Genomic DNA, 22917 nt, shown 5'->3' with positions numbered 1-22917 from the left:
TGCGCGCGCCATGCAAGCTTTCTAAGTCGGAGAAAGCTATTTCCCAGGCCTCCCTCGATGACATTCTTCGATGCCGTCCTGCTCCTCTTCGCGGGCTTTGTCTCGGGCGCGGTGAACGCCGTCGCCGGCGGCGGCACTTTCGTCACCTTCGGTGCCATGACGCTGGTCGGCCTGCCGCCGATCGTTGCCAACGCAACGTCCTCGGTGACACAGTTTCCGGGCTACATCACCTCGACGCTCGCCTATCTCGACGACATCAGGCATTTCTGGCGCCAGGCGCTTGTGCTCTGCGTGATATCGGGCTTTGGCGCGCTGGCCGGTTCCCTCATTCTGCTGGCGCTCTCCAACACGTCCTTCCGAGCGCTTGTGCCCTGGCTGCTGATCGCCGCGACCGCCCTGTTCGCGGCCGGTCCGTGGCTGAAGCCGGCGGCCGGACCGGACCACGAGGCCTCGGTCGGCTCGCTCGCCGGGTCGCTGGCGCAGTTCCTGACTTCGGTCTATGGCGGCTTCTTCGGCGCCGGCATGGGCGTGATGATGCTTGCCACCCTCGGCCTGACGCAGGCCGGCGACTACCACAAGCTCAATGCGTTGAAGAACATGCTAGCGGTGGTCATCGCGGCAATCGCCATCCTGGTTTTCGTTTCGGGCGGCGTCGTCGCCTGGCCGCAGGCGATCGTCATGATCCCCGGCGGGGCGCTGGGCGGCTATGCCGGGGTGTGGATCGCCAGGCGCGTGCCGCAAGGTGTCGTGCGCGGCTTCGTCGTCGCCGTCGGCCTGTTTCTGGCCTTTTACTACTTTACCAAGGGCTGAGCACCGGCCAGCAGATCGGGCCGGCGCTCCCGCGTCAGCTTCTCAGCCTCGGCGCGACGCCACGCGGCGATCTTCCTGTGATTCCCGGAGGTCAGCACTTCGGGGATTTGCCTGCCCTCGAACTCCTGCGGCCGCGTGTAATGCGGATGCTCGAGCAGGCCGTTCTCAAAGCTTTCTTCCTCGCCCGAGACGGCGTTGCCCATCACCCCCGGCAGCAGCCGCACCACCGCATCGAGCAACACAAGTGCGGCCGGCTCGCCGCCCGACAGGATGAAATCGCCGATCGAGACTTCCTCCAGACCGCGCGCCTCGATCAGCCGCTGGTCGACGCCCTCGAAGCGGCCGCACAGGATGACGGCACCGGGTCCGGCGGCGAGCCCGCGCACCCTGGCCTGCGTCAGCGGCTTTCCACGCGGGCTCATCAGCAGCCTTGGACGTTCATCGCCCTGCGGCGAAACGTGGTCGATCGCCCTGGCCAGCACGTCGGCGCGCATCACCATGCCGGCGCCGCCGCCGGCCGGCGTATCGTCGACGGTGCGATGCCGGTCAGTGGCGAAATCGCGGATCTGGATCGCTTCCAGCGACCAGGTGCCGGCTTCCAGCGCCCGGCCGGCGAGCGAAAGCCCAAGCGCACCCGGAAACATCTCCGGATAGAGCGTCAGCACCGAGGCGGCAAAGCTCACCGGTTGCCCCCGGCGTCCTTCGGTCCGCGCGGCCGGCCCTTCGGGTCGAAACCGGGCCGCCCGGCGGCTTCGCTATCCTCGTCCTCGACCAGCCCCGCCGCCAGGGGATCGACCTGAACGAAGCCGTCGGCGATCGACACATGCGGCACCGCGGCTTGCGTGAACGGGATCAGCACGCCCTTGCGGCCCGCGAGCGTGACGTCGAGTATGTCGCCGCCGCCGAAATTATGCACGGCGACGACCCTGCCGATGACGCCGGTATCGTCCCTCACCTCAAGGCCGATGAGGTCGGCATGGTAGAACTCGTCCTCCTCGCCGTCGTCCGGCAGCACCGAACGGTCGACGAACAGCTCCGTGCCGGCAAGCGCCTCGGCCGTGTTGCGGTCGCTGACGCCCTTGAAGCGCACCACCACGACCGTGCCGGCCGGCCGGATGTCGAGGATCTGGAAGGCTCGGCCATCCTTGGCATGCAGCGGCCCGTAGTCGGCGAGCGCCAGCGGATCGCCGGTGAAAGTTTTCACCCGCAACTCGCCCTTGATGCCGTGCGCGGCGCCGATCACGGCCATCTGTACAGGGTTCTCGAGCTTCGACATCGGCATCACTTCCTTTGCCCTGCTCTAACCCTCTGAAGCCGCCATTTCAATGATCGGCTCTTCACCGCTTCCTAACCTGACTGCCCGAAAATGCCCGCATGCAGGAATTCCTCATCCCGGCAAAACCCGACCTCCAGGCGGCGCGCGAGAGCTGGCTCAAGATGCTGGCGCGCGAGCGCCGGCTGTCGCCCGAAACGGTCGAAGCCTATGAGCGCGACACGCGCCAGTTCCTGCATTTCCTGACCGGGCATTGCGGCGGCCCGCCCGGCATCTCCGATATCGCCGACCTGCAGCCGGCCGACCTGCGCGGCTTCCTCGCCGCGCGCCGCAACGGCGGCGCCGGCGCCCGCACGCTCGGCCGCGGCCTGGCCGGCATCCGTTCGCTGCTGCGGTTTCTCGAAAAGCGCGGCCTCGTCAACGCGGCGGGTGCGGCCGCCCTGCGCGCGCCGCGCCAGCCGAAATCGCTACCGAAACCACTGACGGCGAGCGATGCCAAGCAGGTCGTGACTGTCGAGGGCCAACTGGCGGAAGAACCCTGGATCGCCGCCCGCAACGCCGCCGTGCTGACGCTGCTCTACGGCTCCGGGCTGCGCATCTCGGAAGCGCTGGGCCTGACCGGGGCCGATCTCGCCACCGAGGCCGACACGGTGCTGCGCATCACCGGCAAGGGCGGCAAGACAAGGCTGGTGCCGGTGCTGCCGGTGGCGCTCAGGGCGGTCGCCGAATACCGGCGGCTGTGTCCCTTCCACATCGATCCGAAAGAGCTGCTGTTCCGCGGCGCTCGCGGCGGCCCGCTCAATCCGGCCATCGTCCAGCGCGAGATGGCGAAGCTGCGCTCGGCCCTCAACCTGCCGGAAACCGCGACGCCGCATGCCTTGCGCCATTCCTTCGCCACTCATCTGCTCGGCCGTGGCGGCGACCTGCGCACCATCCAGGAACTGCTCGGCCATGCCAGCCTGTCGACCACCCAGATCTATACCGGCGTCGACACGGCAAGGCTGCTCGACATTTACGACCGGGCGCATCCAAGGGCGTGAAGCGTTTGACGGAGCCACCCCGCTTCCTCGTGCCAAGACGGAGCAACGAGCGGAGTGAACCCTGAAATCGAGGCTGCAGGTCGAAATCGGCGGCTGTCGAGCAGCTGCAGGTAGCCTGACCCAACCTTGACATTCTTCGAAAGGCGGCCGCCCGTTTCCCGGCGGCCGCCTTTCGAATACCCTGGATCAGCGCATCACATAGACGATGCGCCGCGTGCCCGGATCAACCAGCGCCGGCTGGTTGTTCACATAGACATAGCGGTAGTTGTAATCCGGGATCTCGCGCAGCTCGACCGTGTCGGGCAGCACCGCGCCGGTCACCACTTCGCCCTCGAGATAGACCGGTTCGACCCGGTGCGTGGTGACATAGGTGCCGACCTCGGCCGGCGGCCTGGCGATCGGCTCGATGGCGTCGTCGCCGGAAACGATGGCGCCGGTGTAGGTGTCAGTGGTGTAGATATCATCGGTCGGCGGAGCCACGACGGCAATGCCGGCATCGGCCGGCCGGCGTGTCACCACAACACGGCTGCCGCCGAATTCGGCAGTCACATAGTCGGAATAGACCCAACCTTTGCCGCCGGCTTCGGCGATGGTGCACCATTTGCTGCCTTCGATGCAGCCTCTGAGCGTCGCCGACTGGCCGGCAGCCAGCACGCCGATAACGGGATATTGCGGGCCGGGGCCGGCGCGGACATTCAGATCCGTCACTGCCGAGACGGGCGTGTCGGCAAGCGCCGCGCCCGACATGGCAAGCAGCGCACCGGCAAGTGCCGGAAACAATAGACTTTTCATGATTTCTCTCCGTTCTCAACGCTCCCTCGGGCTCGAAAACGAACCAGAACCTTATGCGTTCCGGCTAAAGTGCCGTCGCCTGCTCACAAATTGTTCCATTTGTTTTGGGCAAGTCGGTCAAAAGCTGGTGAACGAAGGCCAGTTTTTGCGCCGTCACCTCCGAAATGACGAAGGGATAAAGGTCGGGCAGACCCATGCAGCGGTTGATCGAATTGGAGGCCTCCGACAGCACCAGCCAGCGGGCGAGGATCCTTTCGAACGGTTCCGGCGCCGGATCGGGTTCGGCGGGCTCCCGCAGCGGATCTCCCCCTGTATCGCCAGGCGGCAGGTCGTTGGCTTCCACTGTCTCCAGCCGGCCGAGCGGAAAATTCAGCGCATGCACCATCTCCAGCGTGTCCGTGATGTGCAGGTGGTGCGCCCAGGTCTCGGCCCAGTCTTCCCAGGGGTGGGACGCCGCATAGGCCGAGATGTGGCGCTGCTCCCAGTCCGGCGGCGCGCCCTTGGCGTAGTGGGCCTTCAGCGCTTGCTCGTAGTCAACCCGCTCGTCGCCGAACAGAGCGCGAAAGCTCGAAAGTCGCTCGGGATCGTCGCGGATCAGCCGGTCCCAGTAATAATGGCCGAGCTCGTGGCGGAAGTGACCGAGCAAGGTGCGGTAGTTCTCGCCCATTTCGACGCGCCGCCGCTCGCGCTCGGCGGAATCGGCCTCGGCGACGTTGAGGGTGATCCTGCCGTTGTCGTGGCCGGTCAGGATGCGCTCGCCGCCTGGTCCGCCGCCGATCGGATCGGCGAGGAAGTCGAAAGCGAGCCCGGCCTCGTCCTGCGGTCCGGCCTTGGGCGCGACCGGCAAGCCGAAGGCAAGCAGCGAATAGACGGCGCGTTTCTTGGCCGCCTCGACGCGGATCCAGCGCCGGCGGTTGCCCTCCACCGAAAGGTCGGGGATCAATTGGTTGAGCGCGCAAGCGCGGCAGAAAATCCTGCCCGGCTCGGCCCGCCAGTTGCAGGCACACTCGTCGGCATTTCCGCATGGAACGGCGTCGCCGCCGGAAAGCACGAAACACGCCCGCTCCGGATCGTAAAGCACCAGGCTTGAACAGTTCAGGCATTGCGCGTTCTCGAAATAGAGACGGTGGCCGCAATGAGGGCAGTCGAACAGCTTCATCGGTCGTCGAACCGCGGGAAAAAGGTCAACGAAGTTGGGCAACGCCCAAACGCCCGTCGCCGGCCGTCGTTCCGTTTCTATTTCGTCGCGAGCAGGGCGACGCCCCGCCTGGCCACGCTTTCGCCTGACAATGTCGCACCGCCACAAGTCTGGATGAGCGGTCCGGCGACATGCTCGCCGGCGAAGAAGATCTTCTCCGCCACCGCCTGCAACAGTGTGGCGCGCGCTTCGGAACGGTCTGATTGGGCAGCCGCATAGGCGAGCCTGCGCCAATGATCACAACATCGACGTCTTCCCAAAAGACACACACAATAAATCCTTGCGCCATAATTTATGCTTGATCGTGGGCAAATTCCCCGGCATTCGCCAGCTTCAAGCGCCGCGCAGCCCGCGCGGGCGGTGACAACCGGGCGCTTCACTGGCAGATTTGCAGCCGGGACGTGATTCAGGCAACCAGGAGAACGATATGGCATTTTTTGCCAAGGGAAGGATTTTCATGGCCGCCGTTGTGGCGGCTTTCGGGCTGGCGACAGGCGCGCAGGCCGCGGCCAGCTGCGGCAAGAACGGCGCCGGCTTCGACGCATGGAAACAGCAGTTTGCCGCGGAAGCACAAGCCGAGGGCGTGGGCCAGAGGGGTCTGTCCGCGTTGGCCGGCGCGACTTACGCGACAAGGACGATCGCTGCCGACCGCGCGATCCACAAGGCTTTCAGCGGCTCGGTGGAAGCGTTCATGCAGCGTCGTGGCGGGGCCGCGATTATTTCCAAGGGCCGTGCGTTGAAGAAGCAGAACGCGGCGATGTTCGACAGGATCGAACAGACTTACGGCGTGCCGCCGGGCGTCCTGCTTGCGATCTGGGGCATGGAGACTGGCTTCGGCGCGTCGATGGGCAACCAGAACACGGTCTCCGCCATTCTGACGCTGGCCTATGATTGCCGCCGCCCGGACTATTTCACCCCCCATGCCATCGCCGCCCTGAAGCTGGTCGATCGCGGCGCGCTGACCGCCTCCTCGGTCGGCGCCATGCATGGCGAGATCGGCCATACGCAGTTCCTGCCCGGAAATGTTCTGAAGTATGGCGTCGGCAACGGAAATCTGCGCGACAGGAACACCGCGCTGGCTTCCACCGCCAACTTCCTCAAAGCCCATGGCTGGCAGGCCGGCGCGGGATATGAGGCGAATATGGGCGCCATCGCCGGCTGGAATTCGGCAAGCGTCTACCAGCAGGCCATCGCCCGCATCGCCGAGGCGATCGACGCCAACTGATGCAATATCTCCATTCCAACGAGAAGCCCGGCCTGCGCCGGGCTTTTTGTTACGGAGCAAGGATCAAAACCCAACCACCCGGAACGACCAGGTTCGATCTCATCACCTAACTCTCAATCGTTCGCGTAGCCGCTCAATGGACATTTCCGGGAAACGGGAATCTGGAAGGTACCGGTAGTGCCGTTGCAGGTACGGAATTTGGGTTCCGCGGCGCTGAAGGAGCCGCCTTTGGCCTGTCCTCGATCACCGTCGGGACTCCGGCAGCTTGCGAGTAGCTGCCGCCTAAGGGGCATTTCTCGGAAGCGGCAACCTCGAAGGAGCCGGTGATAACATTTGAGCAGGTACGGAATTTAGAGTTCCGCGGCGCCGTTGTGGCCGCAGCAGCCGCCTTGGACTTGCCCTTGATGACCAACCAGATTTCGGTCGGTTGGTCGAGCTGCAGCCTGTTTATGTCGGAGTAGCTGATGCGGCCGCTGCGTATCCCCTCGGCTATGCGCTGGCAGAACAAGGCCGGCATGCGCTCCTGCGAGACGCCCATGAAGGAGGCGATTTCGTGCTTGAACGTGATGCTCCATAAATGGACAGCCGAGATGCACCCGTCCAAATTAGCCGCAGACGCCTGCTTCGTGGCTGCTTGCGAGGACCCGCACGTCATCAAGGTCAACGCCGTCGCGACCAGAAGAGAAATACTACTTTTCACTGTTGAAACCCCCCGCATCCCGCTGGGAACTTAATTGGAGCGGCGGAAAGGTCAAACGATAATTTCTCTGAAGTGGTCTGAACTTTTCTTAGATTAGATACGCGAAATAAAACCCGGCGTCTCCGCCGGGTTTTCCCGCTTATCTCAACTTTCGACGTTCGGATATCAGCCTTCGCGGTTCCTTGCCGCCAGCGTCCGCAACCGCAGCGCGTTGAGACGGATGAAGCCGGCGGCGTCCTTCTGGTCGTAAGCGCCGCGGTCGTCCTCGAAGGTGACCAGCGCATCGGAATAGAGCGTCTTCTTCGACCTGCGGCCGGTGACGATGACATTGCCCTTGTAGAGCTTCAGCCGCACCGCGCCTTCGACGTCTTCCTGGCTCTTGTCGATCATTGCCTGCAGCATCACGCGCTCGGGCGAGAACCAGAAGCCGTTGTAGATCAGCTCGGCATAGCGCGGCATGAACTCGTCCTTGAGGTGCGCGGCACCGCGGTCGAGCGTGATCGATTCGATCGCCCGGTGGGCGGCGATCAGGATGGTGCCGCCGGGGGTCTCGTAGACGCCGCGCGACTTCATGCCGACGAAGCGGTTTTCGACAAGGTCGAGACGGCCGATGCCGTTGTCGCGGCCGAGGTCGTTGAGCGCCGCCAGCATGGCAGCCGGCGACAGCTTCTTGCCATTGAGCGCGACCGGATCGCCCTTCAGGAACTCGATCTCGATCTCGGTGACGACGTCCGGCGCGTCCATCGGCGAGACGGTGCGCTGGTGGACGAATTCCGGCGGCTCGCTCCACGGATCCTCGAGCACCTTGCCTTCCGAGGAGGAATGCAAAAGGTTGGCGTCGACCGAGAACGGCGCATCGCCGCGCTTGTCCTTCGGCACCGGGATCTGATGCTGCTCGGCGAAGTTGATGAGATCGGTGCGCGACTTGAACGACCAGTCGCGCCACGGCGCGATGACCTTGATGTCGGGGTTCAGCGCGTAAGCCGACAATTCGAAGCGAACCTGGTCATTGCCCTTGCCCGTGGCGCCGTGGGCGATCGCGTCGGCGCCGGTCTCCTTGGCGATCTCGACCAGGTGCTTCGAGATCAGCGGCCGGGCGATCGAGGTGCCGAGCAAATAGGTGCCTTCATAGACGGCATTGGCGCGGAACATCGGGAAGACGAAGTCGGCGACGAATTCCTCGCGCACGTCGACGATGCGGATGTCCTTGATGCCCATCATCTCGGCTTTGCGGCGCGCGGGCTCCAGCTCGCCGCCCTGGCCGAGATCGGCGGTGAAGGTGACGACCTCGGCGCCGAGCTCGGTCTGCAGCCACTTCAGGATGATGGAGGTGTCGAGGCCGCCGGAATAGGCGAGCACGACTTTCTTGACGTTCTTGGTCTTGGACATTTTTGGCGGTTCCGCGGGAAAAGAGCTTCGCGGGCGAGGTATCACGGCCTTTCCGGGCGGCGCAAGAGACGAAGCTGCGCCTCGCCATGGCACAGGCTGGGCCAGATGTTTGCTCCGGCAGGGGCTGGCGAGGGAAAAAACGCCGCGCTATAGGCAGTGCGATCCAGTCCGAGGCGACCCCCAAGGCGACCCATGTCCTTCATTCCCGACACTTCGACGCTCATCCAGTTCGCCATCGCCACGGTCATCCTGGCGATCACGCCGGGACCGGACATGACGCTGTTCGTGTCGCGCACGCTGAGCCAGGGCCGCGCCACCGGCTTCGCCTCGATGGCAGGCGCGCTATGCGGCACGTTGGTCCACACCACGCTGGTGGTGGTCGGCGTCTCGGCGCTGATCGTGGCCTCTCCCATGGCTTTCTTTGCGCTGAAGATTTTCGGCGCCGGCTATCTGGTGTTCCTGGCCTGGCAGGCGATCGCCAAGGGCTCGGCCTTTTCGCCGGAGAAGAAGACGGGACCGCAAATCTCGCTGTTCCGCAGCTGGGCGGCCGGGCTCGGGGTCAATCTCCTCAACCCGAAGATCATCCTGTTCTTCATGACCTTCCTGCCGCAATTCGTCTCCGCGCATGACCCGAACGCACCCGGCAAGCTGTTCTTCCTCGGCATCACATTCATCGTGCTGTCGATCCCGGTGACGGCGCCGATGGTGCTCGCGGCGGAGAAATTCGCGGCGGCGATGAAGGCGAGCCCGCGCGTCACGCGCGTGGTCGATTATCTGTTCGGCGGCGTGTTCTCGGCCTTCGCGCTCAAGATCCTGACGGCACAGGCGAAGTAGAGCCCGCGCCGAGCTCAGGGCTCCAGATCGGGCAGCGCCTCGCGGCGCCAGCTTCCGGCCCAGCGGCCGGCAGAGAGCCAATAGAAGATGCCGCCGACCATGCCGCTGCCGATCAGCGCGAGCCTGACATTGTTGTCGGCGACATCGAAATCGCCGTCGCCGATGTTATGCGCGAAGCCGAGGAAGACGACGGCGATGACGGCGCCGCCCAGCGCATAGAACAGCCAGTCGCGGCGGCCGAGCACTTCCGCGATCAGGATGACGATCGCTGCCGGCATGAAGCCGAAATAGGCGACGAACAATGCCAGGAAAGGCACCGAAAAATAGAGCGCGGGCGCGATCGTCTGATGTCCGGGCTCCGGCGCATAGCCGAAATAGCCGAGGAACAGCACGTTGAGAAAGGCGCTCGCCGCCAGCGAGGCGATCACATAGCCGATCAGGATGGCGGCGAAGCGGACGAGATAGGCGATGATACGCTTCACGCCTCGCCGTGCCCCGCGATCATCATCGCTTCAAGCGCCAGCCGGTCGACCTTGCGCATGCGTTCCGATTCCGACTTGAGCTGGCCGCAGGCGGCGAGGATGTCGCGGCCGCGGGGGGTGCGGATCGGCGAGGCGTAGCCGGCATTGTTGATGTAGTCGGCGAACCTCTCGATCGTCTCCCAGTCCGAGCACTGATAGTTGGTGCCGGGCCACGGGTTGAACGGGATCAGGTTTATCTTGGCCGGAATGCCCTTGAGCAGCTTGACCAGCGCCTTGGCGTCCTCGAGGGAATCGTTGACGTCCTTCAGCATCACATATTCGAAGGTGATGCGGCGGGCGTTGGAGAGACCCGGATAGGCGCGGCAGGCAGCGATCAGCTCCTTCAGCGGATACTTCTTGTTGATCGGCACCAGCAGGTCGCGCAGGTCGTCATTGGTGGCATGCAGCGAGATCGCCAGCATAACGCCGATCTCCTTGCCGGTGCGGGCAATCTCCGGCACGACGCCCGAGGTCGACAGCGTGATGCGTCTTTTCGACAGGGAAAGTCCGTCGCCGTCGGAAGCGATCAGCAGCGCCTTCTTCACCGCCTCGAAATTGTAGAGCGGCTCGCCCATGCCCATCATGACGATGTTGGATACCTTGCGGCCCTCGGCCGGCACGATGGCGCCGTCCGGCGTGCCGCGGTCGGGGAAGTCCCCGAGCCGGTCGCGCGCGGTAAGCAGCTGCGCCAGGATCTCTTCCGTCGTCAGGTTGCGCACCAGCTTCTGCGTGCCGGTGTGGCAGAAGGAGCAGGTCAGCGTGCAGCCGACCTGCGAGGAGATGCAGAGCGTGCCGCGGCCTTCCTCCGGAATATAGACGGTCTCGATCTCGACCGGACGGCCGGCGCCGCGCGGCGGAAAGCGAAACAGCCATTTGCGCGTGCCGTCGGAAGAGATCTGCTCCTCGACGATCTCGGGCCGCGCGACGGTGAAATGCTTGTCGAGCTCGGCGCGCAGATCCTTGGAGATGTTGAACATATGGGCGAAGTCGGAGATCCCGCGCACATACATCCAGTGCCAGAGCTGCTGGGCGCGCATCTTCGCCTGGCGCTCCGGCACGATGCCGGCCTCAACCAGAGCGGCGCCAAGCTCGGCTCGCGTCAGGCCGATCAGCGACGGCTTTTCGGCCGGCGTGGCGCGGGCGCGCAAGGCGTCGCGGGCGCCTTCGGCGGTCAGATCGAATGAAAGGGTCATGGTTGCGCCAATATAAGCGGTTTGCGGCCGATTTCAGCATCGTGCCTGAAATGAAGCGCGGCGCATAGCACAGCTTGCGGCCGGAGTCATGTCGGCGGCACAGGCGGCCGGTGTCGCTATTCCCGCCCCGGCTGAGATCACATATTCGTGTTGGCGTAACAGCTCGAAGCGCACCCGCGAACCTGAAAGGGGCGAGCATGCCCTTGCAGAAATGGGAGTACGCGGAATGCATTCGATCAAGCTTGTTGCCATCGCCGGTCTCGCAAGCCTTTTTGCCTCGCAGGCGTTTGCCGAGGATACGATGGGCACGATGACCATGATGAAGGGTGGGCAAATGACGGCGATCATGCCCGACGGCCATATGGGCACCATGATGCCTGACGCCAAGATGAGCGCCGAAATGATGAAGATGGCGAAGCCGATCAAGCATTGCATGATGATAATCACCGACGCCAAAGGCAAAGCCTACATGATCGATACGTCGACCAAGAAGGCCCAGGCCGAATGTGAAAAGATGGCGATGTGAGAATGGTGGGACTCGCCAGCCCTGCTGCCCGCCGGCGCAGGCCGGCGGGATATCCAAACCGCGGTCCTGCCCTGGCTCCTCGATCTCCGATTTTCGTCGCTCGCCTCGACCTGACCTGACCTCGCAGGCTTGATCCTCCCTCTCAGTGTGCTAGGGGCGGGTCATCACCCAGAGGACAGGCATGGCCGGCATATCGCGTAGATACCCGATGCTGCGGCGCTCGCAGGCTATGTGGGCGTCGCGCCGCGTCTGGCAGCCGCGCCTTGTGTTCTGGGCCGGCGCCATCTCGATCGGCTTGATCAGCGTGCTGTTCGCCCTGCTGGCCGACCGGGCGCAGGCGCTGTTCCACGTCGTCACCGGCGGCGATAGCGGCAGCTGGCGCTTTTATCTGCCGCTGGTCATGACGCCCGCGGGCTTCGTGATTTGCGCCTGGCTTGCCCATTCCTTCTTTCCGGGATCGCAAGGCAGCGGCATTCCGCAGGCGATCGCCGCCCGTCACCTGCGCGATGACGAGGATCGCGGCCACCTTCTTTCGCTGCGCCTGGCAGCGGGCAAGGTTGCGCTTACCGTCATCGGTCTCGCCTGCGGCGGATCGATCGGCCGCGAGGGCCCGACGGTGCAGGTCGGCGCGTCGCTCATGCTTCAGGCGGCGCGCTGGGGCGGCATGGCGCAGGCGCGCGGCCTGATCCTGGCCGGCTCGGCTGCCGGCGTCGCCGCCGCCTTCAACACGCCGCTCGCCGGCATCGTCTTCGCCATCGAGGAGATGGGTCGCGCCTATGAGTCGCGCACCAACGGGCTGGTGCTGACGGCGGTGATCCTCGCCGGCCTCGCCTCGCTCGGCCTGCTCGGCAACTACACCTATTTCGGCGTCGCCAGGGACACGGTGGCCTTCGCCACCGACTGGCCGCTGGTGATTGCCTGCGGCGTCATCGGCGGCGGCTTCGGCGCGCTGTTTTCGCTGTTGGCGCTGAGGATCACGCGACGCGTCCGACGCTGGAATGGCCTGCAGCCATTGTGGCGCGCGCTGCTCGTGGCAGGCATCTGCGGCCTGGCGGTTGCCGCGATCGGTCTCGTCTCGGGGGGCCTTACGTTCGGAACCGGCTACGCTCAGGCCCGCGGCGCCGTCGAAGGCGCGCCGCTACCCGCGTTCTTCTTCCTGGAAAAATTCGCGGCCGGCGTGCTGTCGATGGTGTCGGGCATTCCGGGCGGCATCTTCGCGCCGTCGCTGGCGGTGGGCGCCGGTCTCGGCAGCACGCTTGGCCTGGCGTTCGGCGCCGGAACAGGCCTCGCCGCGCTGCTCGGCATGGCCGGTTATTTCGCCGGCGTCGTGCAGGCGCCGATGACGGCCTTCGTCATCATCCTCGAAATGACCGGCAACCACGACAACGTCATCGCGCTGATGTGCGCGGCGATGCTGGGCTACGGCACGGCGCGGCTGATCTCCAACGAGCCGCTCTATCACGCGCTGTCACGCGTGTTCATCGCCGAGGCGATCAGGCGGCGCAGGGCCGTCGAGCAGCAAGGCTGAATGGCGAGCTTGGCGCTGTCGCCTTATTCGCTTGTCCCTGGCAGCACTTGCGGGAGGCGGACTTCCATATTGCCATCCTCCACCAAGGGAGCCTCAGCCTATTTGCACTTGGCGATCGAGGCCAGCGCGGCCGAGATGCCCTTCAGAGAAAAGACGTAGGAAGTCGGGTTGCCGCGACCGGACTTCGCCTGCACCTTCATGTCGGTACCCGTCTTCATGGCGGCGATCAGCACCGGCTCTTCAGCGGCGTTCTCGACCCAGGCCGACTTGCCGCGGGTGAACATCGAGAAGGACTTCTTGTCGATGGTGACGGTGGCCTTGGAGCCTTCCTGGAAGTTGTAGCCGGCGATGAACTGCGGCTCATAGGACACCTGCTGCCCGGGCCGTTGGCTGACGAAGAAGAACATGTCGCCATGGTCGAGCTTTGGCGGCTGCTTGTCGGTCGGCACCGTCAGCACATAGCAGACCTTGCCGCCTGCCGACTGATAGCTGTAGGTGCCCCAGGCGTTGTGCTGGCCGATCTTGGTCGCCTGCTGCGCCAGCGCCGGCGCCGCGAAGGCGGCCGCCAGGACCAGGCTGGAAACTGTAGCAATCAATCCGCGCATCGTTCTTCCCGTATTCCGAAATGGTGCGGAGGCGGGCCGCATGGCGTCCTGCCGTCGCTTCATTTTGATTTAATCAGGGTTACCAAACGGTGAATTTTTCCCAACAAAAGGAACTCACCCCAGGAAACCGCCGCCATTCGCGCCGCCGCTTCCACGCGGCGGTCGCGATGTCCCGGCGCGAACTTGGAGGGCACGAAAGCGGCAAGAGTTTGTCTTTTCGCGCGGGCGGTTTCGCGGTTTCGTTGTGGCGAAAAGTCAGCCAGGATCAACCTTTGTCGGCGAGGGCGTCCCTGGCGGCCTGCCGGTGCGCCGGGGTGATATGGGCGCTGACGGCGGTGATTGCCGCGGTGAGCACGGCAAGGTCATCGGTGAACCCGAGACCGAGCACGAAGTCGGGGATGAAATCCACCGGCAGCACGAAATAGCCGAGCGCGGCAAGCAGGGTACCCTTGGTGCGCAGCGGCGTGTCCTTGTCCATGGCACAATAGTAGGCGGCGACCACCTCTTCCATGAACGGGATCTGCCGGGCAGCCTTCTTGGCCGTGCGCCAGAACTTCTCGCGCACCTCGCCTTCGCCGGCGAGCGTGTCGCCGAAGCCAAAGAAATCGAAACGGGATTCCTGCGCCATCAATCTCTCCTCGGCCACGCGCCAGCTTGCGTTGCGGCCACCGCGGAAGATGTGGTGAAAGCGGCATCCCCCTGCAAGGTCTCCACCGTTGCCAGCCCGGCAAATCGGAATCGGACTTATCGGCAGTCGTCAGCCGAAATAGCGGTTCATCCGCTTCGCCAGTTCGATGTCGAGCGCCGTGACGCCGCCGGCGTCATGCGTGTTCAGCGTGACGTCGACGGTCTTGTAGACGTTCGACCAATCGGGGTGGTGGTCCATCTTCTCGGCGGCCAGCGCCACGCGGGTCATGAAGGCGAAGGCCTCGGAGAAGTTCTTGAAGCCGAAGCTGCGCTTGATGGAGGCGCCGTCGGCCGCCAGCGACCAGCCTTCGAGTTCCGCCAGCGCTGCGGTGATCGCTTCCTTGTTGAGTTTTTCCCTGGTCATGTCGGGTTCCCGTGCTATTCGGAGGTATTCCAACCATAGCGCCGGATCGATGAGCGCAAAGCCCATAAAATCCATTCTGTTCGTCTGCCTCGGCAACATCTGCCGCTCGCCCTTGGCCGAAGGCGTCTTCCGCGCCGTGTGGGCCGAGCGCGGGGAAGGTCGGGACATCCTGCTCGATTCGGCCGCGACCAGCGGCTGGGAGGTCGGCTCCGCGCCCGATCCGCGTTCGATCGCGGTTGCCACAAGGCACGGCATCGACATTTCCGCGCAAAAGGCGCAGGATAGCGCTGGACGATTTCTCGCGCTTCGACCTGATTCTCGGCATGGACCGGACAAATGTGCGCGATCTGAAGGCGTTAGCGCCGCAGGCCGCGCGCGACCGCATCCATCTCTTCCTGGAGTTTGCCAGCGGAAATGCGCGCGATGTGCCGGACCCCTATTACGAAGACCAGCAGGCCTTCGTTTCGGTCTACCGCATGATCCGCGAGGCGTCGGAGGCGCTGGCGAAGCGGCTGGAAGCGAGCGGATCGGCGCCAACCAGCGGCCAGGCTTCCTCGACGATGTAGGGGCCGCCGCCGACCGAATCGCGCGACGACATCAAGACGAAGCGGCCGACCCGGAAGGGCAGCGTGGAAAAGTTGCCGCGCGCCGACAGATATTGCGCGACATCCGCCGGGCTCGAATTGCGCAGGCGCGCGAGCGTCACATGCGGCGAGAATTTGCGCGGATCGGCCGGCAGGCCGAGCCGCTGGCAGATGCGGTCGATCTCGCCCTGCAGCGCTACCAGGTCCGGCGAGGCGGACACGCCGGCCCATACGGCGTGCGGCTTCTTGCCGCCGAAAGCGCCCACGCCGGAGAGCGCCAGGGGGAAGGAGGGACGGTTGACGCGATCGAGCGCATTGGCGATGTCGTCGGCGATATGGCCCTCCACATCGCCGATGAAGCGCAGCGTCAGATGATAGTTTTCGACGTCGATCCAGCGGGCTCCGGGCAGGCCGCCCCGGAGCAGCGAGAGTGAAAGCGCGGCATCACGCGGAATTTCGAGGGCGGTGAAAAGACGTGGCATGGGAAGCCTCCTGTCCTCGAATCGAAACTCTCGCCCCTAGCGAATCATCGATAGCCATGCGGGGCAAGCGGTTTGTTGTCCACAAGCTTTCCCCTGGGGAAACCGTGGCGTTTTGGTCCCATCACGCGCCGCCCTTGGCGGCGATGGCCTTTTCCACGACCGGTAGAATGCCTTTGACCATGACGTCTATTCCCTTCGGGTTGGGATGAAGACCGTCCTCCAGCTGCATGGCCGGGTGGCCGGCGACCCCGTCAAGAAAAAACGGATAGAGCGGAACGGCGTATTTCGCGGCAAGCTTCGGGTAGATGGCGTCGAAGGCCTTCTGGTACTCGGCGCCCAGATTGGGCGCTGCAAGCATGCCTGCCAGGAGCACCGGGATGTTCCGCTGCTTCAACTTGGCCAACATAGCGTCGAGATTTTTCTCGGCGATCTCGGGCGACACGCCGCGCAGCATGTCGTTGGCGCCGAGCTCGAGGATGACGAGCCCGGTGCCGTCAGGCACCGACCAGTCGAGCCGCGCGAGGCCGCCGCTTGTGGTGTCGCCGGAAACCCCGGCATTGCCGACGGCCACGTCGAGGCCTTTTGCCTTCAAGGCCGCCTGCAATTTATCGGTGAAGCCCTCATCGGGACCAAGGCTGAACCCCGCCATCAGGCTGTCGCCGAAGCCGACGATCTTGAACGTATCGGCGCGCGCCGGCGAAATGGCACCGCAAACCACCAGGAGAAGAGTGAGGGCTGCGGCAGCTGAGTGTTTGAAAGCCATGCGGCGAGCCCCATATGACCGACACGATTCATGCAAAGGAGACATTTTTTGCCTCCTTCTTCCACCATATAGGGCGCATTCATTGTGACAGAAGCCGTCATCGCATTGAGGGATGTCTCGCTGACGCTCGGCGAGGGCGCCTCCTCCGTCCATGTGCTGAAGGGCGTCAGCCTCGATGTGGCCGCCGGCGAAGCCACCGGCATCGTCGGCCCGTCGGGATCCGGCAAATCCACCTTGCTGATGGTTCTGGCCGGGCTGGAAAGGGTCGATTCGGGCACGGTGCGGATCGCCGGCGAATTGCTCAACGGCAAAAGCGAGGACCAGATTGCTTCGTTTCGAGGGCGAAACATCGGCATTGTCTTCCAGTCCTTCCACCTCATCCCCAACATGACGGCGCTCGAGAATGTCGCGGTGCCGCTGGAGCTCGCCGGGCACAACGACCCGTTCGGCGTGGCCGCGCAGGAACTCGCGGCGGTCGGCTTGAGCGACCGCGTGACGCACTATCCGGGAGAGCTTTCGGGCGGCGAGCAGCAGCGCGTGGCGATCGCCAGGGCGCTGGCGCCCTCGCCGCGCATCCTCATTGCCGACGAGCCGACCGGCAACCTCGACCAGGCGACGGGAAAGCAGATCGCCGACCTCCTCTTCGCCAAGGCGGCCGAGCGCGGCATGACGCTGGTGCTGGTCACGCATGATCCGGCGCTTGCGGGCCGCTGCTCGCGTCAGGTGTCGATGCGCTCGGGACGCATCGAGGACGCGCCAAGACAGGCTAGGGTGCCGGCCTGATGCGGACTTTGAGGCTGGCCCTCCGCTTCTCGCTGCGCGAGATGCGCGGCGGCCTGTCCGGCTTCATGATCTTCCTCGCCTGCATCGCGCTTGGCGTCGCGGCGATCGGCGGCGTCAATTCGGTGGCGCAGGCGATTACCGCCGGCGTCGCCAACCAGGGCCAGACGCTGCTCGGCGGCGACCTGCGCTTCCAGATCAACCAGCGCAGCGCTTCGGACGCCGAGCTCGGCTTCATCAAGAGCCTCGGCACGGTCTCGCTGAATTCCGGCATGCGCTCGATGGCGCGGCTCGAGGACGGCTCCGACCAGGCGCTGGTCGAAGCCAAGGCGGTCGACGACGCCTATCCGCTTTACGGCACGCTGGAGACCGATCCGCCGCTGCCCAGGAATGAATTGTTCGGCGAAAGATCCGGCATCTTCGGCGCCGCCGCGCCCGCTCTCTTGTTCGATCGCCTCAATCTGCATATCGGCGACCGCTTGAAGCTTGGCGGCGCAACGTTCGAGCTGAGGGCCCGATTGGTCAGCGAACCCGACGCGATTTCCGACGGTTTCGGCTTCGCGCCGCGGCTGATGATTTCGCACGACGGGCTGGTCGCGTCAGGGCTGGTTCAGCCCGGCAGCCTGGTCGAGAACGCCTATAAGATCCGACTGCCCGATGGCGCGAGCGAGGCGCGGATCAAAGGCATACAAGCCGAAGCGGCGAAGGATTTTCCGCAGGCCGGCTGGTCGATTCGCACGCGCAGCAACGCAGCACCGGCGCTTTCCGCCAACATCCAGCGCTTCTCGCAGTTCCTGACGCTGGTCGGGCTGACGGCGCTTGTGGTCGGCGGCGTCGGCGTGGCGAATGCGGTCCGCGCCTATCTCGACGGCAAGCGCGGCGTCATCGCCACCTTCAAGAGCCTCGGCGCCTCCGGGGGCTTCGTCTTCGCCATCTATCTCGTGCAGATCCTTTTGATTGCCGGCCTCGGCATCGTGCTCGGCCTGATCCTGGGTGCGGCAATGCCGTTCGTGGCGAGCGCGCTCCTGCAGTCGGTCATTCCGGTGCCGGCGCAAGGCGGCTTTTATCCCGGCGCGCTTGCGATCGCGGCCCTGTTCGGCCTTTTGGTGACGCTGGCCTTCGCGCTGCTGCCGCTCGGCCGCGCCCGCGACGTGCCGGCAACGGCGCTGTTTCGCGAAATGGGGTTCGAAAGCCGCGGCCTGCCGCGCCTGCCCTATGTCGGCGCCGCGCTGACGATCGTGCTTGCGCTGGCGGCGCTCGCCATCCTTTCCGCCGACGATCGGCGCATCGCCTCGATCTTCGTCGGCGCCACCGTCTTTGCCTTCCTGGTGCTGCGGCTGGTGGCGGCGCTGGTCCAATGGCTGGCCCGGCGAAGCCCGCGGCTGCGGTCGGTCTCTCTCAGGCTGGCGCTCGGCAATATCCATCGGCCCGGCGCGCTCACGCCATCGGTGGTGCTGTCGCTCGGGCTCGGCCTGACGCTGCTGGTGACGCTGGCGCTGATCGACGGGAATCTCAGACGCCAGATCTCCGGCAGCCTGCCGGAGCGGGCGCCGAACTTCTTCTTCGTCGACATCCAGAGCAGCGATGTCGATGCCTTTGCCGGCCTGGTCGAAAAGGAAGCGCCGCAAGGGATGCTGGTCAAGGTGCCGATGCTGCGCGGCCGCATCATGGCGCTCAACGGCATCGCCGTCGACAAGGTGAAGGTCCCGGCCGACGGCGCATGGGTGCTGCGCGGCGACCGCGGGCTGACCTATGACGCAAAGCAGCCGGAAAACGCTACGCTGACCGAAGGCAAATGGTGGCCGCAGGACTATTCCGGCGAGCCGCTGGTGTCGTTCTCGGCCGAGGAAGGCAAAGCGATCGGGCTGAAGCTCGGCGACACCGTCACGGTCAACGTGCTCGGCCGCAACGTGACGGCAAGAATAGCCAGCTTCCGCCAGGTCGAGTGGGAAACCATGGGTATCAATTTCGTCATGATCTTCTCGCCCAATACGTTCGCCGGCGCGCCGCATGGCTGGCTGGCGACGCTGACCGACAGAAAGGCCACCACGGCCGACGACGCGCGGCTGCTCAACGCTGTCACCCGCGCCTTTCCGGCAGTGACGACGGTGAGGGTCAAGGACGCGCTCGACATCGTCAACCGGCTGGTCGCACAGCTGGGCACTGCGATCCGCGCCGCAGCCGGCGTGGCGCTGATCGCCTCCGTGCTGGTGCTCTCCGGGGCTTTGGCCGCCGGCAACCGGGCGCGCATCCACGACGCGGTGGTGCTGAAGACGCTCGGCGCGACAAGGAGGACGCTGATTGCGGCCTTCTCGCTGGAATATGTGCTGATCGGTCTTGCGACCGCGCTGTTCGCGCTTGCCGCGGGCGGCGTCGCGGCGTGGTTCGTGGTGGCCCGCATCATGACGCTGCCGTCGCACTTCATGCCGGAAGTTGCGGTGGCGACGATCCTCGTCTCGCTCGCCGTCACCGTCGGCATCGGCCTTGCCGGCACCTGGCGGGTGCTTGGCCACAAGGCGGCGCCGGTGCTGCGCGAGCTTTGATCCGGCAGCGCCCTTCGGTGGCCTGTCTGCGTTAAATCTTGGTAAGAATGCCGGCGGGAAAAGGCTGAAAATCGGGCTTTTGCCTTCTCACGAAGCGTTACCGCTCGTTACCGTCTTGTTCTTGAGGTCGAGAACGCTCATATTTCGCGCTAGGCATGCTGGAGTCCCGCCAGCGGCGCCTGGTCCAAGGAGGTCGCTCCAAGGACCTGTCACCGGACGGGGCAGAAGCAATAGAGGATTTCCAATGGCTGATCCCATTCGCAACTACCAGACGTCCGCCGCCTCCGGCGCGCGCGTCGATATCGATCAGGGCCTGCGGGCCTATATGATCAAAGTCTATAACCTGATGGGGCTTGGCCTGCTCATCACAGGCATTGCCGCCTGGGGCGCATTCCAGCTGGCCGTCACCGGCGACGGCCAGCTCACCGCCTTCGGCCAGCTCATCTATGCTAGCGCGTTCCGCTGGGTCGTTATCCTGGCGCCTCTCGCTGCCGTGATGTTCCTGTCCTTCAGGATCCAATCGATGAGCGTGGCTGCGGCGCAGACCACATTCTGGGTTTATGCCGGCCTTGTCGGCCTGTCGCTGTCGACGATCTTCCTCGTCTACACCGGCACCAGCATCACCCAGACCTTCTTTGCCACGGCCGCGGCCTTCGGCGGCCTGTCGCTCTACGGCTACACGACCAGGCGCGATTTGAGCGCGTTCGGCTCGTTCCTGATCATGGGCGTGATCGGCCTGCTGATCGCGATGGTCATCAACATCTTCCTGGCGTCGTCGGCGCTGGCCTTCGCCATTTCGGCGATCGGCGTGCTGGTGTTCGCGGGTCTGACCGCCTACGACACGCAGCGCATCAAGGAGATGTATTTCGAGGGTGACGTCGCGGATGTCGCCGGCCGCAAGGCGATCATGGGCGCGCTGCAGCTCTATCTCGACTTCATCAACCTGTTCATGTTCCTGCTGCAGTTCATGGGCGACCGCCGCTAAACGGTAGCCGTCCGGCTGGACCATAGACTTCGGAAAGGGCGGCCCAACGGCCGCCCTTTCCTTTTGTGCGCTCCTCTGCTGATATTGAGGCAACAGGAAGAACTGCACAAATTATGAGCAATCTGGCGATCAGAGCCGCTACTGCGGCCGACCTCGACCGAATAACCGAAATCTATGCGGACGCGGTCACGCACGGCACCGCAAGCTACGAACTGGAGCCGCCCAGCCGCGCCGAAATGGGCGATCGATTCGACAGTTTGGCACGAGGCGGCTTTCCCTATCTTGTGGCTGAAAGGGAGGGCGTCGTGCTCGGCTACGCCTATGCCGGACCGTTCCGGCCCCGGCCCGCCTATCGCTTCACCGTCGAGGACTCGGTCTATGTGGCGCCCGAGGCCAAGGGCCAGGGCATCGGCCGCCTGCTGATGCTGGCGCTCATCGAGGCGGCACGCCTGGCCGGCTTTCGCCAGATCGTCGCGGTGATCGGCGACGGACATGCCGACAGCGCCTCGGTGCGCCTGCACGAGAAGCTCGGCTTTCGTCACTCCGGGCGCCTGGAAGGCTCCGGCTACAAGCATGGGCGCTGGCTGGATACCGTGTTCATGCAGCTGCCGCTCAACGGCGGCGCGGAAGTGCCGCCGGATCCGGAGTCACTGCCGGAGCGGAGATTTCGCGGCAAATTGGATAGTTAAGCTTCGACCAGCTTCAGCTTGGAATCGAAGACGCGGAGCACGCGGCCGAGTTCCTGACTGCGCTTGAGGATGCGTCCGCCGGCGGCGATGACGGCGAAGGCGCCCTGTCGGCGCGCCAATTTCGGGTCCTTGACGATCTGGAACAGCGGCACTTCGCTGGCGCGGCGGAAGACCGAAAAGACAGCGCGATCGGAAAGATGGTCGATCGCATAGTCGCGCCATTCATTGGCCGCCACCATGCGTCCGTAAAGCCTTAGGATCTGGTCGAGCTCGCGCCGGTCGAAGCGCACCGGCTGGTCGAGGCGTGCGCTGCGCGCCTCATGCAGCGGGATCAGTATTCCGGATGCTTCCCCATCCTCCGTCCCGCTGCTGTGATCGGTCATGCCGCGATCCTTCGATTGAATCTTGCGCCGGCCAAGGTTCGCGCTTTCGCGGCCGAATTGCAAGGGCCGGCGAAGCAGGCTTGCGGCCCGCCGTTTCCGAAAGGTCCAGTCACGTTTGCAAAACGCGTGTTGGAATTGGTGATGCTCTGCCACATTGTCGCCACAAATTATCCGCGCTCATGCCCCAATGTCCGACGAGTTTACCCGCGTTGCCTGAGACGGTTCGGTCCGGCACCGGCTCGTAAACCCCAAGCCCCCCGCCCACGGGTCAGCGTCGGATCGAACCAACCTCGGTTTTTCCTTGGAAAAATCAGGTGCGACGATCCCAAAACCTGAATAACCGGCGTCAGAAGCAAGCTGACGCCGGTTTTTTCATGCCTGTCCGCTCTGGCCCGCCGGCCCCTGTCTCGCGGCCCGGCGGGCGTCATCACAATGCACGCTCAGGGAAGAGAGCTGGAACCGCTGCGCTGGATGAGCGACGAGTCCTAAGGAGCGCATACAGGATCTCATCGCGCCAGATGCCGCCGACACGCAGATGATCACGCAGTAGGCCTTCGCGCCCGAATCTGAGTTTCTCGACCAATTTGCGCGACGGGGTGTTGTTGGGATCGATGAACGCCTGCAGACGGTGCAGGCCGAGATCGTCGAAACAGAAGTCGAGCATCGCCGAGACAGCCTCGGTGGCCATGCCTCGGCTCTGATATGCGGGGTTGATGAAATAGCCGATGGCCGCACGCTTGTTGCGGATGTGGCCATCGTGATAGCTGACGAGGCCGAGGCAGCGGTCAGTCTCAATGTCGGCGACCGCCCAGTGCCGATGGTAGGACGGGGTGCAGGCGACATATCTGAGCACGGTGCGCTCGGTCTCGGTCCGCTTGGTGTGGACTGGTGCGTTCCAAAACCGCATCGCCTCCGGGTCGGCAAAGCATTCGTGCATCGCATCCGTGTCCTCAGCCCTGAACTGACGCAGGCGCAGCCGCGTCGTTAGGAGAATCGGGTGCGGCTCGGGTCGCTTTGCCATGG

26 protein-coding genes and 1 pseudogene are annotated in these 22917 nt (G+C 64.7%); 12 read left to right on the top strand and 15 right to left on the bottom strand.

Translation table 11 applies throughout. The features are described 5' to 3' along the window. The first annotated feature begins 57 nt into the window (after positions 1-57). Complete coding sequence (locus A9K66_RS11730) at positions 58-810, top strand: sulfite exporter TauE/SafE family protein (protein WP_067323718.1); 753 nt, start codon at positions 58-60, stop codon at positions 808-810. On the opposite strand, the gene trmD is transcribed toward A9K66_RS11730, so the two are convergent. Together trmD and rimM are read right to left on the bottom strand one after the other, a co-directional pair. Continuing rightward, complete coding sequence (gene trmD / locus A9K66_RS11725) at positions 792-1493, bottom strand: tRNA (guanosine(37)-N1)-methyltransferase TrmD (protein WP_067323716.1); 702 nt, start codon at positions 1491-1493, stop codon at positions 792-794. The two genes, A9K66_RS11730 and trmD, sit on opposite strands and share 19 nt — an antisense overlap. Continuing rightward, positions 1490-2086 carry a ribosome maturation factor RimM gene (gene rimM / locus A9K66_RS11720; RefSeq protein ID WP_066991935.1) on the bottom strand — a complete coding sequence of 199 codons (597 nt, stop codon included), beginning with the start codon at positions 2084-2086 and terminating at the stop codon, positions 1490-1492. The genes trmD and rimM overlap by 4 nt, the downstream gene beginning before the upstream one ends. Before the next feature lie 98 nt (positions 2087-2184). Between rimM and A9K66_RS11715 the strand changes: the two genes are divergently transcribed. Further along, entirely contained in the window at positions 2185-3123 is a 939-nt protein-coding gene (locus A9K66_RS11715) for a tyrosine recombinase XerC (protein WP_067323714.1), read from the top strand. A 186-nt stretch (positions 3124-3309) separates the two neighbouring features. Here A9K66_RS11715 and A9K66_RS11710 read toward each other — a convergent pair whose 3' ends face one another. Both A9K66_RS11710 and A9K66_RS11705 read right to left on the bottom strand, forming a co-directional pair. Continuing rightward, on the bottom strand, positions 3310-3915 hold the full coding sequence (locus tag A9K66_RS11710) for a DUF1236 domain-containing protein (RefSeq protein WP_066991818.1): 606 nt from the start codon (positions 3913-3915) through the stop codon (positions 3310-3312). Between the two features lie 64 nt (positions 3916-3979). Beyond that, a complete protein-coding gene (locus A9K66_RS11705; protein WP_067323712.1) occupies positions 3980-5074 on the bottom strand; it encodes a putative zinc-binding metallopeptidase in 1095 nt (364 codons plus the stop codon). A gap of 466 nt (positions 5075-5540) precedes the next feature. Between A9K66_RS11705 and A9K66_RS11700 the strand changes: the two genes are divergently transcribed. Together A9K66_RS11700 and A9K66_RS30235 are read left to right on the top strand one after the other, a co-directional pair. Then, positions 5541-6338, top strand: coding sequence for a lytic transglycosylase domain-containing protein (locus A9K66_RS11700; protein ID WP_066991813.1), 798 nt, complete (start codon positions 5541-5543; stop codon positions 6336-6338). A 464-nt stretch (positions 6339-6802) separates the two neighbouring features. After that, on the top strand, positions 6803-7072 hold the full coding sequence (locus A9K66_RS30235) for a hypothetical protein (protein WP_067323710.1): 270 nt from the start codon (positions 6803-6805) through the stop codon (positions 7070-7072). 131 nt (positions 7073-7203) lie between these two features. On the opposite strand, the gene A9K66_RS11690 is transcribed toward A9K66_RS30235, so the two are convergent. After that, positions 7204-8427, bottom strand: a complete 1224-nt coding sequence (locus tag A9K66_RS11690) for an argininosuccinate synthase (protein ID WP_067323708.1) — start codon at positions 8425-8427, stop codon at positions 7204-7206. 192 nt (positions 8428-8619) lie between these two features. On the opposite strand from A9K66_RS11690, the gene A9K66_RS11685 reads away from it, so the two are divergent. Next, on the top strand, positions 8620-9261 hold the full coding sequence (locus A9K66_RS11685; RefSeq protein ID WP_067323706.1) for a LysE family translocator: 642 nt from the start codon (positions 8620-8622) through the stop codon (positions 9259-9261). Positions 9262-9275: 14 nt separating this feature from the next. On the opposite strand, the gene A9K66_RS11680 is transcribed toward A9K66_RS11685, so the two are convergent. Together A9K66_RS11680 and rlmN are read right to left on the bottom strand one after the other, a co-directional pair. Further along, complete coding sequence (locus A9K66_RS11680) at positions 9276-9743, bottom strand: hypothetical protein (protein WP_067323704.1); 468 nt, start codon at positions 9741-9743, stop codon at positions 9276-9278. Next, positions 9740-10975 (bottom strand): 23S rRNA (adenine(2503)-C(2))-methyltransferase RlmN, encoded by a 1236-nt coding sequence (rlmN, locus tag A9K66_RS11675; RefSeq protein WP_067323702.1) that lies wholly within the window; start codon positions 10973-10975, stop codon positions 9740-9742. Before rlmN ends, A9K66_RS11680 begins: the two co-directional genes overlap by 4 nt. A gap of 88 nt (positions 10976-11063) precedes the next feature. On the opposite strand from rlmN, the gene A9K66_RS11670 reads away from it, so the two are divergent. After that, complete coding sequence (locus A9K66_RS11670) at positions 11064-11501, top strand: hypothetical protein (protein WP_245307489.1); 438 nt, start codon at positions 11064-11066, stop codon at positions 11499-11501. 181 nt (positions 11502-11682) lie between these two features. Continuing rightward, entirely contained in the window at positions 11683-13029 is a 1347-nt protein-coding gene (locus A9K66_RS11665; RefSeq protein ID WP_067323698.1) for a chloride channel protein, read from the top strand. Between the two features lie 98 nt (positions 13030-13127). Here A9K66_RS11665 and A9K66_RS11660 read toward each other — a convergent pair whose 3' ends face one another. From A9K66_RS11660 to A9K66_RS11650, 4 genes are all read right to left on the bottom strand, one after another. Continuing rightward, positions 13128-13634 (bottom strand): invasion associated locus B family protein, encoded by a 507-nt coding sequence (locus A9K66_RS11660; RefSeq protein ID WP_066991787.1) that lies wholly within the window; start codon positions 13632-13634, stop codon positions 13128-13130. 59 nt (positions 13635-13693) lie between these two features. Further along, positions 13694-13903: a hypothetical protein gene (locus A9K66_RS30230; RefSeq protein ID WP_127214559.1), complete on the bottom strand. Its 210-nt coding sequence runs from the start codon at positions 13901-13903 to the stop codon at positions 13694-13696. Continuing rightward, on the bottom strand, positions 13900-14262 hold the full coding sequence (locus A9K66_RS11655; RefSeq protein ID WP_067323696.1) for a YkvA family protein: 363 nt from the start codon (positions 14260-14262) through the stop codon (positions 13900-13902). The genes A9K66_RS30230 and A9K66_RS11655 overlap by 4 nt, the downstream gene beginning before the upstream one ends. Before the next feature lie 129 nt (positions 14263-14391). Continuing rightward, a complete protein-coding gene (locus A9K66_RS11650) occupies positions 14392-14685 on the bottom strand; it encodes a 4a-hydroxytetrahydrobiopterin dehydratase (protein ID WP_066991930.1) in 294 nt (97 codons plus the stop codon). Between the two features lie 49 nt (positions 14686-14734). On the opposite strand from A9K66_RS11650, the pseudogene A9K66_RS29435 reads away from it, so the two are divergent. Beyond that, a pseudogene (locus A9K66_RS29435) lies at positions 14735-15251 on the top strand (low molecular weight protein-tyrosine-phosphatase). Here the strand turns inward: A9K66_RS29435 and thpR are convergent. After that, positions 15155-15751, bottom strand: coding sequence for an RNA 2',3'-cyclic phosphodiesterase (gene thpR, locus A9K66_RS11645; protein ID WP_066991784.1), 597 nt, complete (start codon positions 15749-15751; stop codon positions 15155-15157). The pseudogene A9K66_RS29435 and the gene thpR overlap by 97 nt on opposite strands. A gap of 121 nt (positions 15752-15872) precedes the next feature. After that, on the bottom strand, positions 15873-16514 hold the full coding sequence (locus A9K66_RS11640) for an arylesterase (protein WP_067323694.1): 642 nt from the start codon (positions 16512-16514) through the stop codon (positions 15873-15875). A gap of 84 nt (positions 16515-16598) precedes the next feature. Between A9K66_RS11640 and A9K66_RS11635 the strand changes: the two genes are divergently transcribed. The 4 genes from A9K66_RS11635 (at position 16599) to A9K66_RS11620 (ending at position 21511) form a co-directional block, all read left to right on the top strand. After that, the gene (locus tag A9K66_RS11635; protein WP_067323692.1) at positions 16599-17297 is read left to right on the top strand and encodes an ABC transporter ATP-binding protein; all 699 of its coding nucleotides are present in this window, start codon (positions 16599-16601) and stop codon (positions 17295-17297) included. Then, a complete protein-coding gene (locus tag A9K66_RS11630; RefSeq protein WP_067323690.1) occupies positions 17297-19837 on the top strand; it encodes an ABC transporter permease in 2541 nt (846 codons plus the stop codon). The genes A9K66_RS11635 and A9K66_RS11630 overlap by 1 nt, the downstream gene beginning before the upstream one ends. Before the next feature lie 244 nt (positions 19838-20081). Next, complete coding sequence (locus A9K66_RS11625) at positions 20082-20822, top strand: Bax inhibitor-1/YccA family protein (protein WP_067323688.1); 741 nt, start codon at positions 20082-20084, stop codon at positions 20820-20822. Positions 20823-20935: 113 nt separating this feature from the next. After that, positions 20936-21511 carry a GNAT family N-acetyltransferase gene (locus tag A9K66_RS11620; RefSeq protein ID WP_067323686.1) on the top strand — a complete coding sequence of 192 codons (576 nt, stop codon included), beginning with the start codon at positions 20936-20938 and terminating at the stop codon, positions 21509-21511. Here the strand turns inward: A9K66_RS11620 and A9K66_RS11615 are convergent. Further along, positions 21508-21894, bottom strand: coding sequence for a DUF2794 domain-containing protein (locus tag A9K66_RS11615; protein WP_067324630.1), 387 nt, complete (start codon positions 21892-21894; stop codon positions 21508-21510). The two genes, A9K66_RS11620 and A9K66_RS11615, sit on opposite strands and share 4 nt — an antisense overlap. A gap of 427 nt (positions 21895-22321) precedes the next feature. Continuing rightward, positions 22322-22915 (bottom strand): GNAT family protein, encoded by a 594-nt coding sequence (locus tag A9K66_RS11610; protein ID WP_067323684.1) that lies wholly within the window; start codon positions 22913-22915, stop codon positions 22322-22324. Between the last annotated feature and the right edge of the window lie 2 nt (positions 22916-22917).

Source organism: Mesorhizobium sp. AA23, assembly GCF_001672435.1.
GTDB lineage: Bacteria > Pseudomonadota > Alphaproteobacteria > Rhizobiales > Rhizobiaceae > Mesorhizobium.
The sequence above is the reverse complement of the archived record's forward strand: the minus strand, read 5'-3'. Positions and strand labels throughout refer to the sequence as shown.